The 14948-nt window shown below is 73.2% G+C and carries 13 protein-coding genes; 11 read left to right on the top strand and 2 right to left on the bottom strand.

Annotation, left to right across the window (positions count from 1 at the left end; genetic code table 11):
* Positions 1 to 46 precede the first annotated feature (46 nt).
* From purN to IE134_RS01470, 3 genes are all read left to right on the top strand, one after another.
* Positions 47 to 703 carry a phosphoribosylglycinamide formyltransferase gene (gene purN, locus IE134_RS01480; protein ID WP_030708998.1) on the top strand — a complete coding sequence of 219 codons (657 nt, stop codon included), beginning with the start codon at positions 47 to 49 and terminating at the stop codon, positions 701 to 703.
* Complete coding sequence (purH, locus tag IE134_RS01475; protein ID WP_189429406.1) at positions 690 to 2243, top strand: bifunctional phosphoribosylaminoimidazolecarboxamide formyltransferase/IMP cyclohydrolase; 1554 nt, start codon at positions 690 to 692, stop codon at positions 2241 to 2243. Before purN ends, purH begins: the two co-directional genes overlap by 14 nt.
* A 131-nt stretch (positions 2244 to 2374) precedes the next feature.
* Complete coding sequence (locus tag IE134_RS01470) at positions 2375 to 3919, top strand: DUF2079 domain-containing protein (protein ID WP_098020158.1); 1545 nt, start codon at positions 2375 to 2377, stop codon at positions 3917 to 3919.
* Positions 3920 to 4011: 92 nt separating this feature from the next.
* On the opposite strand, the gene IE134_RS01465 is transcribed toward IE134_RS01470, so the two are convergent.
* Positions 4012 to 4659, bottom strand: coding sequence for an RDD family protein (locus tag IE134_RS01465; protein WP_098020159.1), 648 nt, complete (start codon positions 4657 to 4659; stop codon positions 4012 to 4014).
* Between the two features lie 220 nt (positions 4660 to 4879).
* Between IE134_RS01465 and IE134_RS01460 the strand changes: the two genes are divergently transcribed.
* The 7 genes from IE134_RS01460 to IE134_RS01430 all read left to right on the top strand — a co-directional run bounded on the left by IE134_RS01460 (position 4880) and on the right by IE134_RS01430 (position 12877).
* Entirely contained in the window at positions 4880 to 5761 is an 882-nt protein-coding gene (locus IE134_RS01460; RefSeq protein WP_030708990.1) for a bifunctional methylenetetrahydrofolate dehydrogenase/methenyltetrahydrofolate cyclohydrolase, read from the top strand.
* Positions 5762 to 5785: 24 nt separating this feature from the next.
* Positions 5786 to 6418 carry a DUF3017 domain-containing protein gene (locus tag IE134_RS01455; RefSeq protein ID WP_189429403.1) on the top strand — a complete coding sequence of 211 codons (633 nt, stop codon included), beginning with the start codon at positions 5786 to 5788 and terminating at the stop codon, positions 6416 to 6418.
* A gap of 518 nt (positions 6419 to 6936) precedes the next feature.
* The gene (locus tag IE134_RS01450; RefSeq protein ID WP_189429401.1) at positions 6937 to 8163 is read left to right on the top strand and encodes a helix-turn-helix domain-containing protein; all 1227 of its coding nucleotides are present in this window, start codon (positions 6937 to 6939) and stop codon (positions 8161 to 8163) included.
* A gap of 288 nt (positions 8164 to 8451) precedes the next feature.
* Complete coding sequence (locus tag IE134_RS01445) at positions 8452 to 9441, top strand: malate dehydrogenase (RefSeq protein ID WP_010058642.1); 990 nt, start codon at positions 8452 to 8454, stop codon at positions 9439 to 9441.
* Positions 9442 to 9593: 152 nt separating this feature from the next.
* Positions 9594 to 11456, top strand: a complete 1863-nt coding sequence (locus IE134_RS01440; RefSeq protein ID WP_189429399.1) for an AbeC-like domain-containing protein — start codon at positions 9594 to 9596, stop codon at positions 11454 to 11456.
* On the top strand, positions 11453 to 11860 hold the full coding sequence (locus IE134_RS01435) for a hypothetical protein (RefSeq protein ID WP_093812512.1): 408 nt from the start codon (positions 11453 to 11455) through the stop codon (positions 11858 to 11860). Before IE134_RS01440 ends, IE134_RS01435 begins: the two co-directional genes overlap by 4 nt.
* A gap of 3 nt (positions 11861 to 11863) precedes the next feature.
* Positions 11864 to 12877 carry a serine/threonine kinase C-terminal domain-containing protein gene (locus IE134_RS01430; RefSeq protein ID WP_189429398.1) on the top strand — a complete coding sequence of 338 codons (1014 nt, stop codon included), beginning with the start codon at positions 11864 to 11866 and terminating at the stop codon, positions 12875 to 12877.
* Positions 12878 to 12899: 22 nt separating this feature from the next.
* On the opposite strand, the gene IE134_RS01425 is transcribed toward IE134_RS01430, so the two are convergent.
* Positions 12900 to 13415: a carboxymuconolactone decarboxylase family protein gene (locus IE134_RS01425; RefSeq protein ID WP_030708974.1), complete on the bottom strand. Its 516-nt coding sequence runs from the start codon at positions 13413 to 13415 to the stop codon at positions 12900 to 12902.
* A gap of 47 nt (positions 13416 to 13462) precedes the next feature.
* Between IE134_RS01425 and pdxR the strand changes: the two genes are divergently transcribed.
* Positions 13463 to 14863: a MocR-like pyridoxine biosynthesis transcription factor PdxR gene (gene pdxR / locus IE134_RS01420; RefSeq protein WP_030708972.1), complete on the top strand. Its 1401-nt coding sequence runs from the start codon at positions 13463 to 13465 to the stop codon at positions 14861 to 14863.
* Positions 14864 to 14948 lie beyond the last annotated feature (85 nt).

Here is a 14948-nt window from a genome sequence, read left to right as displayed (position 1 = left end):
CGCACCTGCGTCATCACGCGGTCATCACGTGAGAAAGGGCCCCGACGTGGCCTCCCCGCCCACCCCCGCCTCTCCCGCCCGGCTGGTCGTGCTGGTCTCCGGATCCGGTACGAATCTCCAGGCGCTCCTCGACGCCATCGGCGACGACCCCGAGGGGTACGGGGCGCGGATCGTCGCGGTCGGCGCGGACCGCTTCGGGACCGGAGGGCTGGAGCGTGCGGAGCGGGCCGGAATCCCCACGTTCGTGTGCCGGGTCAAGGACCACGCGAGCCGCGCCGAGTGGGACGAGGCTCTCGCCGCACAGGTCGCCGCGCACCGTCCCGACCTCGTCGTCTCCGCCGGTTTCATGAAGATCGTCGGCCCGGCGTTCCTCGCCGCCTTCGGCGGCCGGACCGTCAACACCCACCCCGCCCTGCTGCCCAGCTTCCCCGGCGCCCACGGAGTGCGTGACGCACTCGCGTACGGCGTCAAGGTCACGGGCTGCACCGTCCACTTCGTCGACGACGGTGTCGACACCGGTCCGATCATCGCGCAGGGCGTGGTCGAGGTGACCGAGGAGGACACCCCGGAGGGCGAAGCCGCCCTCCACGAACGCATCAAGGAAGTCGAGCGCTCGCTGCTCGTCGAGGCCGTGGGGCGGATCGCCCGTGACGGCCATCGCATTGAGGGACGAAAGGTTCATCTCGGTCATGTCGGTGAATAAGCCCATCCGTCGCGCCCTGGTCAGTGTCTACGACAAGACGGGGCTCGAAGACCTCGCCCGCGGTCTGCACGAGGCGGGCGTCGAGCTCGTCTCCACCGGCTCCACCGCCGGGAAGATCGCCGCCGCCGGAGTCCCGGTCACCAAGGTCGAGGAGCTCACCGGCTTCCCCGAGTGCCTGGACGGCCGCGTCAAGACGCTGCACCCCCGCGTCCACGCCGGCATCCTCGCCGACCTGCGCCTCGACGCCCACCGCGAGCAGCTCGCCGAGCTGGGTGTCGAGCCCTTCGACCTGGTCGTGGTGAACCTCTACCCGTTCAAGGCGACGGTCGCCTCGGGCGCCTCCGACGACGAGTGCGTCGAGCAGATCGACATCGGCGGCCCCTCGATGGTCCGCGCCGCCGCCAAGAACCACCCCTCCGTGGCCGTGGTCACGAGCCCCGAGCGGTACGCGGACGTCCTCGCGGCCGTCAAGGCGGGCGGCTTCGACCTGACCGCCCGCAAGCGGCTGGCCGCCGAGGCGTTCCAGCACACCGCCGCCTACGACGTGGCCGTCGCCTCCTGGTTCGCGGACGACTACGCGGCCGCCGACGACTCGGGCCTCCCGGAGTTCCTGGGCGACACCTTCGCCCGCAAGAACGTCCTGCGCTACGGCGAGAACCCGCACCAGCCCGCCGCGCTCTACACCTCCGGCGCCGGCGGCCTCGCCGAGGCCGAGCAGCTGCACGGCAAGGAGATGTCCTACAACAACTACACGGACACCGACGCCGCCCGCCGCGCCGCGTACGACCACGCCGAGCCCTGCGTCGCGATCATCAAGCACGCCAACCCGTGTGGCATCGCGGTCGGCGCCGACGTCGCCGAGGCGCACCGCAAGGCGCACGCCTGCGACCCGCTCTCCGCGTTCGGCGGCGTCATCGCCGTCAACCGCCCGGTGACGGTCGAGCTGGCCGAGCAGGTCGCGGAGATCTTCACCGAGGTCATCGTCGCCCCGGCCTACGAGGACGGCGCCGTGGAGGTGCTGGCCCGCAAGAAGAACATCCGCGTGCTGCGTGCCCCCGAGGCCCCCACCGCCGCGTTCGAGGTCAAGCCGATCGACGGCGGGGCGCTGCTCCAGGTCGCCGACCGCCTCCAGGCCGACGGCGACGACCCGGCCAACTGGACGCTCGCCACCGGCGAGGCGCTGACCGAGGCCGAGCTGAAGGAGCTGGCCTTCGCCTGGAAGGCGTCCCGCGCGGTCAAGTCCAACGCGATCCTGCTCGCCAAGGACGGCGCGTCGGTCGGCGTCGGCATGGGCCAGGTCAACCGGGTCGACTCCGCCAAGCTCGCCGTCGAGCGGGCGGGCGCCGAGCGGGCCGCCGGTTCGTACGCCGCCTCCGACGCGTTCTTCCCCTTCCCCGACGGCCTGGAGATCCTCACGGCCGCCGGGATCAAGGCCGTCGTCCAGCCCGGCGGATCCGTCCGCGACGAGCTGGTGATCGAGGCCGCGCAGAAGGCGGGCGTGACCATGTACTTCACGGGCACGCGCCACTTCTTCCACTGATCGCTCCAGCGTCCGACGGCGGCCGCGCCCCTTCCCGGGGGTGCGGCCGCCGCCGTGTCCGCCATACGGAATCCGCTCGCCGCTCTGTTCTAATGACACGGCCGTAGCAATCCCCAGCAGGGACAGTCACCGTGCTTGAGCTGAACAAGAGTGGAACGGACCGGTCGGAGCCGGGACGCCTGCCCGCCCAGGACCCGGGGCCCGACGCCGCCCCGGACACCCGCCCGGCAGGCGACTCCCCGAGCTCGGGCCCGGACGCGGCCGCCGATCGCGTACCCCTGCGCCCGTACCTCATCGCCGGCGCGATCCTGTGCGCGCTCTACTTCCTCTACTCCTACTTCCAGTACGCCCGCTTCGGCTCGCCCTCCTGGGACCTGGGGATCTTCGAGCAGGAGGTCCGGGCGTACGCCGGGTTCGACGCGCCGGTCGTCGACATCAAGGGCCCCGGCTATCTGATCCTCGGCGACCACTTCTCCCCGATCGTGGCGCTGCTCGCCCCGCTGTACTGGATCTGGCCGTCCGCCGAGTCCCTGCTGTTCGCCCAGGCCGCGCTGTTCGCCCTGGGCGCGGTCATCGTCGGCCGCACCACCCAGCAGATCCTCGGCGGGCGCTCCGGGCTCTGCGTCACCGTCGCCTACGGACTCTCCTGGGGCATCCAGGAGGCGGTGAAGGCCGACTTCCACGAGATCGCGTTCGCCGTACCGCTGCTGGCCCTCGTCTGCCGGGCCCTGCTCCTCAAGCGGTACACGGCCGCCCTGCTCTGGTCGCTCCCGCTCGTCCTGGTCAAGGAGGACCTCGGCGCGACCGTCGCCGTCGTCGGCTTCCTGCTCTTCGTGTACGGCCGCCGCCTCCAGGGCGCGCTGCTCGCCGCGTTCGGGGTCGCCGCCTTCGTCGTCACGCTCGTCGTCCTCATCCCGGCGGCCAGCAGCGCCGGCCGCTACGACTACTGGACGAAGATCGACAAGAACGGTGAGCAGGACGTCTCGATGCTGGACTCCGTCCTCGGCGTCCTCGACTCCTCCGTCAAGATCGAGATGCTGGTCTTCCTGATCGGCATCACCGCGTTCATGGCGCTGCGCTCACCGCTGACGCTGCTGATCCTCCCGACGCTCGGCTGGCGGCTGCTCTCCCAGGACAGCAACCACTGGGGGATGGTCTGGCACTACAGCGCGATCCTCATGCCGGTGCTCTTCCTCGCACTGGCCGACGGCGTCCGCCGCAGCCGCGGATCGCACCGCCCCTGGCTCGCCTCGTACGCGAAGGTCGCCGTGCCCGTCGCCGCCGCGATCGCCGTCGCGATGACCCAGCACCTGCCGCTGCGCGATCTGCTGCGCCCGGACACCTACCGGACCGACGACGCCCGCAGCCAGGCGGCCCGGGCGGCGCTGGCCGCCATCCCGGCCGGGTCGCGGGTCGAGACGGACATCACGCTGATGGCCCACCTCACCTCCGACCGCACCGTCTACTGGGTCGGCGGAGCCCCGGGCACCGCACCCGACATCGTCGCCATCAACCTGGACTTCGGCTGGTCCCGCCCGATCCAGGACCCGGTGGCGTACGCCGAGCAGCTGCACCCCGAGGCGCGCTACCGGCTCAAGCACCGGGGCGGCAGCTTCGTGGTGATGGAGCGCACGACACCGGAGCCGGCGACGATCCCGGGCGTACGGGGCGACTGACCGGGCTGCCGTCGCCCGACATGCCGCGAGGGCCGCACCCCGTGATCGGGTGCGGCCCTCGCGGTAGGTCCGGAAGGGTCCGGGAAGGAGCGTCAGTTGGCCTTGACGACCACGGACGAGCAGACCTTGTCCGCGAACGTCTGCTTCTTCTCGTCCCACAGCGGCCACAGCCAGCCGATGTAGCAGGCGAGGCTGTCCAGGAAGTGGGCCAGGCGGCGGACGAAGGCCATGCCGAAGCCGAGCGGACGGCCGTCGGCCTCGCGCAGCAGGCGGATGCCCACGGCCTTCTTGCCGATCGTCTGACCGGTGGTGCCCTCCTGGTACAGCTGCCAGATGGCGAGACCGATCAGCGCCACGAAGCCGAGCAGGGCGAAGATCGCACCCCCGGAGTCGCCCATGGCCCCGCCGATGCCGCCGAGGATGAGGTAGGGGACACCGACGACGAGGCCGTCGATGATCATCCCGCCCACGCGCAGACCCCAGTGGGCCAGCTCCGGCATGCCGCCGCCGTAACCGGGCTGCTGGCCGCCGTAACCCGGCTGCTGCGGGTAGGCCCCGTACGGCTGGCCGGGCTGCTGCTGCGGATAACCGGGCTGCTGCTGCGGGTAGCCGTAGCCCTGCTGCGGGACGCCCTGCGGAGCCTGCTGCGGGTAGCCGTAACCGGGCTGTCCCTGCGGCGGGCCCTGGGGAGGCTGGCCGGGCTGCTGCCCGTACGGGTTGTTCGGGTCGCCGAAGCTCATAAGGGGTGTTCCTTCAACAGACGTGTGGGGACGAGATGGCCACACGGAGGAAGGACATCGATCAGCGGCCCGCCCCCCGTACAACCGCGGCCTTCATCGTTATAAGCGGGAGCCTTGTTTGTCCAGTCCGGGGCCCGGGACGTTGTGCAAGTGCAATGTCCCGTACGGGCGTGGCACCGGCAATTGGTATGCGGGCGGGGTCATCCGCGAGGATGGGCCCATGACTGCCCAGATTCTCGATGGCAAGGCCACCGCTGCCGCGATCAAATCCGATCTGACCGTCCGTGTGGCGGCCCTCAAGGCCCAGGGGATCACTCCCGGCCTCGGAACCCTGCTCGTCGGGGACGACCCGGGCAGCCGGTGGTACGTCAACGGCAAGCACCGTGACTGCGCCCAGGTCGGCATCGGCTCCATCCAGCGCGAACTCCCCGATACCGCCACCCAGGAGGAGATCGAGGACGTCGTCCGGGAGCTGAACGCCAACCCGGAGTGCACCGGCTACATCGTCCAGCTGCCGCTGCCCAAGGGCATCGACACCAACCGGGTCCTGGAGCTGATGGACCCGGCGAAGGACGCCGACGGGCTGCACCCGATGAGCCTCGGCCGCCTCGTCCTCAACGAGACCGGCCCGCTGCCCTGCACACCGCAGGGCGTCGTCCAGCTGCTGCGCGCGCACGGTGTCGAGATCAACGGGGCGCACGTCGTGGTCGTCGGACGCGGCGTCACCATCGGCCGGTCGATCCCGCTGCTGCTGACCCGTAAGTCGGAGAACGCCACGGTGACCCAGTGCCACACCGGCACCCGGGACCTCTCCTCCCACCTGCGCCAGGCCGACATCATCGTCGCCGCCGCCGGGGTGCAGCACCTGATCAGGCCCGAGGACGTGAAGCCGGGCGCGGCCGTGCTCGACGTCGGCGTCAGCCGGGACGCGGACGGCAAGATCGTCGGCGATGTGCACCCGGGGGTCCGCGAGGTGGCCGCCTGGGTCGCCCCGAACCCCGGAGGCGTCGGCCCGATGACCCGTGCGCAGTTGCTGGTCAACGTGGTCGAGGCGGCCGAGCGGGCCGCCGCCGAGGCCGCCGACGCCGCCGCCGCGGGCTGACGGCCGGATCCGGAGGGAGCCCCCATGGGTGCTGGTAGGAGTCCGGCCGACCCCGCCCCGGCGGGCGAGACCGACGGGCAGAGCGGCCGCGACGAGGGCGCTTCCGAAGCCCCTGCTTCCGGCGAGGCCGCCGACGGGCAGGGCGGTTCGGGCGATTCCGGTGGCTCGGGCGGATCCGGTGGCTCAGCCGGGCAGGGCGACGCCGCGCCGGCGGATGGCCCTGCGCCGGCCGATGGCCCCGCGTCGACCGGGCGGCCCCGCAGGTCGCGGCGGTTCCCCCGGTTCACCCGGGACACCGCCCGGCCCGAGGGCGGCGGCCGGGCGGCGTCCGGCGACGCGCCCGCCCCGGCCCGGCAGTGGCCGCTGCTCACCGTGCTCTGCGCGGCGGGCCTCGGCCTGCTGATCGTGGTCCTGGACCCGTTCGACCAGGCGTTCCGCATCGGCACCATCCTGATCGGCTGCGCGCTGATCACCGGTGCCGTGCTGCGCTGGGTGGTGCCCTCGGTCGGGATGCTGGCGGTACGGTCCCGCTTCACCGACCTCGTCACGTACGGGGTGATGGGCACACTGATCGTGCTCCTCGCCCTGGTCGCCCAGCCCCAGCCGTGGCTCGACGTCCCGATCCTGGAAGACGCGGTCCGCTTCACGATCCGCTAGCCCTCCAGGGCGTGCCCGTGGTGGCCGTCCCCACCCCCGAGGGGGGACGGACACCACGGCGGAACGGGGCCCACCGGGCAACAAGCCCCGGTATGCGGCGAGATGGGCGGCCTTGCCCCGTCCCGACTCCAGCGTCATGGACATGAAAGACGGGAACAAGCGCTCACTGTGGCCTGTGGCACGGAAGTGACCATTCCGGCACGCTGTGATCGCCGCGCAACGATGGCAGACTGTCACGGCACACCGAGCGGCACGGAGCGGCAGAGCAGCGGCCGGGCAAGGACCGGCGCAGTGTTCGAGGCGCGTGAAGATGCGTACCCCGTCCCGAATGCTCCCGTGCGCCCCCTCGTCAGGAACTGACACCCTGGATTCGCGCATCCTCGTGGGTAGTCCGGTTGACGGTCCGGAAGGGAACGGACCGACGGCGGACGGACCGGGGGATGCGCGGGGCCGGAGGACCGGTCGCAGCGGGGTACAGCAAGCACGTCCGGGGGACATGAGGGGGGAAGGGAAACGCCATGCCTCGTTGGAAGGCACTGCCCGAAGAGCTCGACCCGCAGATCAGGGAGTTCGCCAGCCAGTTGCGCCGGCTCGTCGACCGCAGCGGACTGAACATCAACGCCGTGGCCGACCGCACGGGTTACAGCAAGACGTCCTGGGAGCGGTATCTGAACGGGCGGCTGCTCGCCCCGCGCGGGGCCGTCGTGGCGCTCGCCGAGGTGACGGGCACCCCGCAGCACCACCTCACGACGATGTGGGAACTGGCGGAACGGGCCTGGAGCCGGGCCGAGATGCGCCATGACATGACGATGGAGGCCATCCGCATCACGCAGGCCCGTGCCGCGCTCGGCGAACTCGGCACGACGGCCCCCGGCGCTCCGGCGGCCGGCCGGTCCTCCCCCGGCTCCGGCGGCGGCCGGCGTGGCACGTCCGGTTCCGGCGCGCCCGGTTCCGGTGCGCGGGTCCCCACAGCCGCGGGTCCGGCCGGCACGGACGCCCCGCCCCGCGACGCCCAGGGCCATGGCCCGTACGGCGGCGGGGCCTACGAGCCCGGCGACGACGACACGCGCCAGCTCATCGTCCCCGCCCAGCGCGGCACCGCACCGGCCCCCTCCCACCACCAGGACCGGCCGTACGACGGCGTGCCGCACCAGGGCGGGCGGCGACCGGAGCCGAACACGGCGGAGAACGCCGACGGCGGCTCCGGCCCCGGCCGCAACGCGGGCGCTACCGGACCGGGCAAGGCCCCCGGAGGCCGCCAGAAGGGCCTCATGCTCGCCGTCGGGGCCGTCGGCGCGCTGATCGTCGTGGTCGGAGCCGTGCTGCTCGCGCCGGGCGGCGACGACGCGGCCAAGGCGACCCCGCCCCCGTCGGCGGCCCCCACCACGAAGGCTCCCGAGCTGCCCGTGGGCGTCGAGTGCAGCGGTGCGGACTGCGCCGGACAGGACCCCGAGGCGATGGGCTGCGGCGGCGAGTTCGCCCGTACGGTCGCCAGCGCCGTGGTCGGCGGCAGCAAGGTCGAGGTCCGCTACAGCAAGGTCTGCTCCGCCGCCTGGGCCCGCCTCACCGAGGCGGCGATCGGCGACACCGTGCAGATCACCGGCGGCGCCGACCCCCAGAACGGCGAGGTCATGGGGGACACCGACGCGTACACCCCGATGGTCGCGGTGAAGAAGGCCTCCGACGCGAAGGCCTGCGCCACCCTCACCTCGGGCATGAAGGGCTGCACCGACCCGGGCGCGTGACACCGGTGCGGCGGGGCCGGGACGCCCCGCCGCACGCGCGAGCACGTACGCACCACACGTACGCACCGCGCGCGTGCGGTGCGTGACCGGTTGTGTGCGGTGCCACAGGGGGGCGGGCGGTCCGGCCCGGCCGGGTCCGATAGCCTGACCGCTGGAAATCTCTTCACGTCAAGATTGGTCGTCAGGCCGGGCCGGGCGGAGGAGATCTCCAGCACCAGGGTCCGGCACCAGGGACGACAGGCCCTGCGGGCCGGGACCCCCACCGCCAGCTGTCTAACGGAGACCGCCATGACCCGCACTCCCGTGAATGTCACCGTGACCGGCGCAGCCGGCCAGATCGGCTACGCGCTGCTCTTCCGCATCGCCTCCGGCCACCTGCTCGGCCCGGACGTGCCGGTCAACCTGCGCCTCCTGGAGATCCCGCAGGGCCTCAAGGCCGCCGAGGGCACCGCCATGGAGCTCGACGACTGCGCCTTCCCGCTGCTGCGCGGCATCGAGATCACCGACGACCCGAACGTCGGCTTCGCCGGTGCGAACGTCGCCCTGCTCGTCGGCGCCCGCCCGCGCACCAAGGGCATGGAGCGCGGCGACCTGCTCGCCGCCAACGGCGGCATCTTCAAGCCGCAGGGCAAGGCCATCAACGACCACGCCGCGGACGACATCAAGGTCCTCGTCGTCGGCAACCCGGCCAACACCAACGCGCTCATCGCGCAGGCCGCCGCCCCGGACGTACCGGCCGAGCGCTTCACCGCGATGACCCGCCTGGACCACAACCGCGCGATCTCGCAGCTGGCCGCCAAGACCGGCGCCGCCGTCTCCGACATCAAGAAGCTGACGATCTGGGGCAACCACTCGGCCACCCAGTACCCGGACATCTTCCACGCGGAGATCGCCGGCAAGAACGCCGCCGAGGTCGTCAACGACGAGGTGTGGCTGGCCGACACCTTCATCCCGACCGTCGCCAAGCGCGGCGCCGCGATCATCGAGGCCCGGGGCGCGTCCTCCGCCGCCTCGGCCGCCAACGCCGCCATCGACCACGTCCACACCTGGGTCAACGGCACCGCCGAGGGCGACTGGACCTCGATGGGCATCCCGTCGGACGGCTCCTACGGCGTCCCCGAGGGCATCATCTCCTCCTTCCCGGTCACCACGAAGGACGGGAAGTACGAGATCGTCCAGGGCCTGGACATCAACGAGTTCTCCCGCAAGCGCATCGACGCCTCCGTCCAGGAGCTCACCGAGGAGCGCGACGCGGTCCGCGAGCTCGGCCTCATCTGAGCCGCACCCGCACCCGTAGTACGCCGAGCGCCCCCGGCAGCAGCCGCTGCCGGGGGCGCTCGCGCGTGGGAGTTGGCCGACAATCGCCTCGCCTGTGGGCTCCCTCCTCACTTACATTGGCCCCTTTCGATCTTCAGGGGGATGAGGAGCCGGTGACCGACAGCGCCGTGCCGCGGCCGTCGCAGGCCCAGGACGATCTGCTCGGGAAGCCGCCCGTGCACCCCGCCGCGAGCGAGGCGAGCCGACTGCTGTGCGCCGGGGCCCATCTGCACGACGGCTACCGGGACGCGGTGATCGAGCAGCTGTACGTCCAGGAGCAGCGCATCGTCGCCCCGTCGGCGGGCTTCGACGCCGCCCGGGTCCTCGCCCACGCCCTGCGCGCCCGCCGTGCCCAGCTGGGGTGGGCCGCGGGCATCCTGGCGGCCTGGCTGCTCGGCGCCGTCCTCTCCCGGGGCATCGTCGCCACCCTGTTCTTCCCCGGGGTGCTGCTGGCCCTGGCACCCTGGGTCCGGGGCCCGTCGGGCGAACCCCCGGTCTACCGGCGGGTGCTCGCCTACCTGATGCGCTGGTACGGGCGGATCTCGCTGGTCCTCATCGGGCTGCTGGTGCTCGGCAGCGCGGTTTTCGGCCTGTTCGAGGACGATCCCGAACCGGACGGCTACTCCGGCGGCTCCACGTCGTACGACCCCTACGGCACCGGGTCCTCCGGTTCCGACGGGTTCGGCGACAGCCTGCCGGACGCCTCCGACGTGGGTGTCTCGCTGCTCACGGGCAGTGTCTCCGACGGGTCCGGCGCGGGCTCCGCCTGGGTGGCGCTCTTCTTCCTCGCCGTCATCGCGAGCCTGGTCGGGCTCCAGCGGGGGCAGTTCGCCCGGCTGATGACCCAGGAGCTGTCCCGGAAGAGCTTCCCCGACCTCGCGGCCGACCCGGCCGAACGCGGTCCGGGCGAGCGCTTCCGGCGGCTCCAGCGGCGCATCCGGCTGGAGCAGCACGCCCCGCTCATCATGTACGCGGAGGAGAACCCGTTCTGCGGCGCGGGTACGCCCTACCGCCCCTGGAACCTCGCCGTGGAGCTCCGGCCCCGCGAGGGAGCCCCCACCGAGCCGCTCGACAACGCCCGGATCCTGCGCCGGATCGTGCCCCTGCTGGAGGCGCTGCGGGTGCCTTCCCCGCACGGCTCCCCCGAGGGAGCGGCCGCCGTCCGGGACCGGCTGCGCGAGCTGGTGGTCGACGAGTGCGTCTTCCTGCCGGCGGCGGGCCTGCCCCGGCGGTCGGACGCCCCCTACGGCCCCGACGCGTTCGCGCAGCACCGGGGCCGCGCCGTCGAGGAGGGCGGCGAGGGCCGACGGCACTTCCTGCGCATCCGGGTCGGCGGCTGGAGCGAGCAGGTCGTCGTCACCGTCTTCGTCCGGGTGCACACCCAAGGCGGGATGCTGATGCTGGAGGTCGCCCCGCACGTCCTGAAGCCGGTGCACACGCTGTTCCGTGACGCCGACCGGGCCGCCCACCGGCACCGCAACAACAACGCGTTCGGCAAGGCGGTCTGGGCGCTGACCCGCACCCCCGCCTCGGCCGTCCACGCGCTGGTCGTCCTGGGCCGGGGCGCGGCGAGCGCCTGGAAGCTGCTCACGGCCGGGAACGCCGGTGCCCTGGCCGAGGGTCCCGCGTTCTCCGTCCGGGAACTGGGGGCCGACGACGAGGCGTCGCTCTTCCAGGACATGGACGTCGACCGGTATCTCAAGAGCATCGAGGACCGGGTGAACGGCGGCGTCCAGCTCGCCCTGCGCGAAGCCGGCTACGAGACCGACGAGTTCGAGCAGAAGATCGTCCACATCGGTGCGGGCGGTGTGTTCATCGAGTCCGCGAAGGACAGCGCGATCGGCATCGGCGACCACAACGACATCCGGCGCTCCGGTCCGGCCGCACCTGCCGGTCCCGGTACGGGGAACAGCCCCGGCTCGGGGCGGAGTCCGGGCGCAGCCCCGGAGCGGAAGCCGAGAACAGGAGAGAAATGACCCCCGGACCCACCCCGGCCCCCACCCCCGGTCCGGCCCCCGACGAGCGGCCCGGGCCCACTGTGCACATCGGCTCGGTGACCGGCAGCGCCTTCGCCGTCGGCGACCACAACACCGTCACCCAGCACCAGCACGCCGGGCCCGCCGACGAGACCCAGGCCGAACTGCTGCGGGCCGTGCGGGAACTGCGCGCCGACCTCGCCCGGTTCGTGACCACCGACACCACGGAGGTCCTGGACGCGGAGCTGGTCTCGGTGGCGGACGAGATCGAGACGGCGGGTGCCGCGGAGCCGGGCCGCCTGGGCCGCCTCCAGCGGGCGCTCGACGCCGCCGGTGCCCTCACCGGAACTCTGGCGTCCGGCGTCGCCGTGGCCGAGGCACTGTCCGCACTGCTGGGAGGCTGACCGATGGCCGGGGGAGGGGTGCGCTGGAACGACGAGTCCCAGAGCTGGGAGACGGACGAGCCGCGCGCCTACGGACCGCCGCCGCCCGGCACCGCTCCGGTGGTGCCGCCCGTGCCCTCGGTGCCGCCGACGGACCCGGTGCCGCCGGGGGCCCGGGACCCGTACACGAAGAACACCGCCCCCGGCCCGTACACGGAGAACACCGCCACCGGCCCGAACCCGGACCTGTACGCGCAGAGCGGCGCCGACGCCCCGGGCCCGTACAACAACCTCACCGGCGTCCACGGGCCCCCGCCCGCCGCCCGGACGCCGCGGCAGCGGCTCGTCCCGGTGGCCGCCGGGCTCGCGGTGGCCGTGCTCGCCGCCGGTGCGGCGGCGCTGTGGTCCACCCTGGCGGACGGGGACGACGGTGGCCGGGACGGCGCACAGGGGCAGTCGGCGAGTGCTCCGGCCGACGAGGTCACGGACCCGGCGGCTCCGGAGCCGGGCACCGAAGGCGCCGACGTCTCCGACGCCACCGCTGAAGCCCCGTCCGGCGAAGCCGCCACCCCGGACGGCTCACCGCCCCCCGGGTACGTCGCCCTGGACGACGCGGAGGGCTTCCGGATCGCGGTCCCCGAGGAGTGGGGAGAGCGCTCGGCGGAGACCGGCGGGGTGTTCTACCGGACCACCGGCGGCGCCGAGCTGATCCAGGTGTTCCGGGTGGCCGAGCCCGGAGCCACCGCTCTGGGCTCGGTCCGCCGGGCCTCCGAAGAGCGCAGCGGCGCCGCCGGTTTCGAGGAGGTAGCCGTCGGACCCGTCGACAACCCCCTGGGCGGCGAGGCGGCCGAGCTGGTGTACGCGTACGACCACGAGGAGTCCGGCGGCCGCCGCCGGGTCGTCGAGCGGGTCTTCACCGCGTCGGACGACCGCCTCTACGCGGTGCTGGTCGCCGCCCCCGAGAGCCAGTGGCCGCGCCACGAGGAGATCCTCGACGTCGCCGTGACGCACTTCGAGCCGTACGACAGCCCGTTCTGACGGCCGTCCGGCCGCCCCGTGGTCAGCTCTTGAAGTCGCCCGGCGTGTAGTGGCCGGGGGTCAGCCGGCCGGTGACGCCGAAGCGGTTCCAGGCGTTGATCACGGTGATCGCCGCGATCAGCTGGGCCAGCTCGGTCTCCTCGAAGTGCCGGGACGCCTCCGCGTACACCTCGTCCGGGACGAAGCCGTCGGTGAGCACGGTGACCGCCTCGGTCAGCGCGAGCGCCGCCAGCTCCTTCTCCGTGTAGTAGTGCCGCGACTCCCGCCAGGCGCTGAGCTGGATGATCCGCTCGGCGGACTCGCCCGCCGCGAGCGCGTCCTTGCTGTGCATGTCCAGGCAGAACGCGCACTGGTTGAGCTGCGAGGCGCGGATCTTCACCAGCTCGACCAGGACGGGGTCCAGGCCCTGGCGGGCGGCGATGTCGAGCCGGACCATCGCCTTGTAGACGTCCGGGAGCAGCTGGGAGACGGAGATCCGCTGCGGCTCCTCGGGGGCGAGGTCGGCGGGGGCGTGGTGGTGTGCGTGCGTGGTGGTCATGAGGACGACGTTACGTTCCCGATGGCCCCCCGGTATGGTCCATTGGTATGACGGATTCCTGGGCCACTTTCGGCGCGGACCTGCATCTGGAGCCGGTCGGCCAGGGGCTGCGCAGCGGGCTGATGGAGGCGCTGCGGGATGCGGTGCGCACCGGCCGCCTCGCCCCCGGCACCCGGCTGCCGTCCTCCCGGGCGCTCGCCGCCGACCTGGGTGTCGCCCGCAACACGGTCGCCGACGCCTACGCCGAACTGGTCGCCGAGGGCTGGCTCACCGCCCGCCAGGGCTCGGGGACCCGGGTCGCCCAGCGGTCCGCGCCGCGCCGCACGGACCCGGCGGCGGCCCCCGCCCGGCCGGCCAGGACCGGCGCCGGGTACGACCTGAAGCCCGGCACGCCCGACCTGTCCGGCTTCCCGCGCACCGCCTGGCTCAAGGCCGCCCGCAAGGCGCTCACCGCCGCACCCGACGAGGTCTTCGGCTACGGCGACCCGCAGGGCCGCGCCGAACTGCGCACCGTGCTCGCCGAGTACCTGGCGCGGGCCCGCGGCGTGTACGCCGACCCGGAGCGCATCGTGATCTGCGCCGGCTTCGCCCACGGTGTCGCGCTGCTGGGCCGGGTGCTGCGCCGCCGCCGGGTCCGGGAGGTCGCCGTCGAGTCGTACGGCCTCGACCTCCACACGAACCTCCTCACCGACGCCGGGCTGCGCATCCCGTGCCTGCCCCTGGACGAGCACGGCTCCCGGACCGGCGACCTGGCCGGGCTGCGCGGGGCCGGGGCGGTCCTGCTGACCCCGGCGCACCAGTTCCCCACCGGCGTACCCCTGCACCCCGACCGGCGGGCCGCCGCCGTCGACTGGGCCCGGTCCACCGGCGGGCTGATCCTGGAGGACGACTACGACGGGGAGTTCCGGTACGACCGGCAGCCGGTGGGCGCGCTCCAGGGCCTCGACCCGGAAAGGGTGGTCTACCTCGGCACCGCCAGCAAGTCGCTGGCCCCGGGGCTGCGCCTGGGCTGGATGGTGCTGCCCCGGCACCTGGTCGGCGAGGTGATGGCGGCGAAGGGCATGGCCGACCGGGTCTCCGGCTCGCCCGACCAGCTGACCCTCGCGGAGTTCATCGCCTCGGGGGCGTACGACCGGCACGTGCGCTCCATGCGGCTGCGCTACCGCCGCCGCCGCGACCAGCTCGTCGCGGCGCTCGCGGACCGCGCGCCGGGCATCGAGGTCAGCGGGATCGCGGCCGGGCTGCACGCGGTCCTCGAACTCCCCGCGGGCGCCGAGCGCTCCGTGATCCAGGCGGCGGCCTTCCAGGGCCTGGCGCTGGAGGGCCTGTCCCGCTACCGCCACCCGGACGCCCCGGCCACCCGCGACGCCCTGGTGATCGGCTACGGCTCGCCCTCCGAGAGCGCCTGGGCGGGTGCCCTGGACGCCCTGTGCCGGGTGCTGCCGTAGGGCCGTGGCGAACCCTTGACGAAACGCAGGTTTCGAATCGGCCATCCGTCGAACTAGTCTGACAAGAGGTCCGGTTGCGCTGATG

Origin of the sequence: Streptomyces rubiginosohelvolus (assembly GCF_014649875.1) — a bacterium.
In the GTDB taxonomy this organism is placed as follows: Bacteria; Actinomycetota; Actinomycetes; order Streptomycetales; family Streptomycetaceae; genus Streptomyces; species Streptomyces rubiginosohelvolus.
The sequence above is the reverse complement of the archived record's forward strand: the minus strand, read 5'-3'. Positions and strand labels throughout refer to the sequence as shown.